The sequence below is a fragment of the Candidatus Woesearchaeota archaeon genome (genome assembly GCA_030651375.1).
Lineage (GTDB): Archaea > Nanobdellota > Nanobdellia > Woesearchaeales > UBA12501 > JAUSFM01.
Genome location: JAUSFM010000012.1, coordinates 1 through 1597 on the forward strand (window position 1 = coordinate 1; position 1597 = coordinate 1597).

1 protein-coding gene is annotated in these 1597 nt (G+C 48.3%); it reads right to left on the reverse strand.

The genetic code is table 11. The features are described from left to right. Nucleotides 1-148: 148 nt before the first annotated feature. On the reverse strand, nucleotides 149-1321 hold the full coding sequence (locus tag Q7R76_04030; GenBank protein MDO8642728.1) for an ISAs1 family transposase: 1173 nt from the start codon (nucleotides 1319-1321) through the stop codon (nucleotides 149-151). Nucleotides 1322-1597 lie beyond the last annotated feature (276 nt).

The following is a 1597-nucleotide window of genomic DNA, read 5'->3' on the forward strand; positions in this document are numbered from 1 at the left end:
CGTCAGTGGCCTAGACGAAGTCCTCAACACCGCGCATCCTTTAGATAAAAAATGACCACAATAACAACCCTCACAGCGTTTTAAACGTGCTCCCATTGTTGTGCAATACCTGCACGATTTTTGTTCCTTATTCGGCAGGGCTGTCCCATCAAAAATTTTGAGTGAGGATAGCCCGTAGAGTGTCGTTACCCCAACCAGCCTTTTTGCGAAGCCCTTTGAGGCTAACGCCCTTGAAATGTTGTTTGGCATTATTGAGCATATTCATGACGATGTGGCGCACGATGGCCATGTTTTGCGGCGCGTGGTCTTTACGCACACGTGAGTGGTCTTCATTAAACACAACATCAAGCGTCCAGTGCAAAGTATTTTCGATTGCCCAATGCGCACGAATGGCATGCGCAATTTGCTTAGCATCAGCGGGGAGGCTGCTGATAAAAAAACGACGTTCGACGCTGGTTTTGCCATTGCCTTCGCGCGTTTCCTCCAACATAGCGACGCTGGTTAAACCACGCCAATCAGATTTTTTCTCCAGCCAATCAATCCGATCGGAAACGATGCAGCGCCGTGTTTCAATACGACCGTGGCCAGCATCCACGTCGGTATAACGGCTGACAATGCGGCTGTCAGCGGACTTGCTGTCCTCAGTTTCCAAAAACAAGCGCACAGCCTCATTTAGGTTACCTTGGTTTCCTTTGAGGGCGAGTACATAATCCCCTGCTTGTTCTTGAATCTGCATAGCTATCTCGCGCTGGCAGCCCATCGCATCAATGGTGACCGTATGCCCGCTAATATCAAGCAGCTTGAGTAGCGCAGGGATAGCAGTGATTTCATTGGATTTTTCGGTGACTTTTTGCTGCGCCAGAACAAGCCTGGCATTTGTTGCGAAAGCGCTGACCATGTGGATTGCAGCCATCCCGTTAGCAGCATTGGCACTGTTGCGCAGTGTTTTACCATCGATGGCGATGACTTCTTTTCCCTCTTGTGATACATCCTGCAGCGCGCCGACCCAAGCAATAAAACATCGACGAAATTCATCTGGATTAAGCGCTGCTAATACACGCGCAAATGTATTCTTGCAGGGTATGCCGGACGTGAAGGGAAAATACTCCCGTAAAAAGGGCAATTTCTCTTTGCCGAAAACCACAAAATCACGCCAACTTTCAGCGCCGCAAATGCAGCCGCAGAACAGCACAAGAAGAATTTCTTCAAGCGAGTACAACTTCGTTCGGTTTATTCTGGGATCAGTTAATTGGCCAAAATGTGCCTGAAAACTCTTCAAAATGGGCGTTACACATTGCAATGGCATCTCGGAATACTTCATCTCTCACCTAAATTCCGAGAGTAAACACTATTGCGCGAAAGTTTACAACTGGTTTTTGAGGGGTTTGGCAACTATATTTTGATGGGACAGCCCTGGGGTGACGCAGGAACCCCAACATTAGGCATCAAAAATCAGAATGAACGTATTGTGCAGGCGAATGGTGGGCTGGTGAAGCGTTAGCCCAACCGACGGCGCTGATTTTTTTGCAGCGACAGAATTATTTGATATCGCACGCGACCTTCAAGGTTGCTGCAAAAATGCTTCCAGGGACAGCCA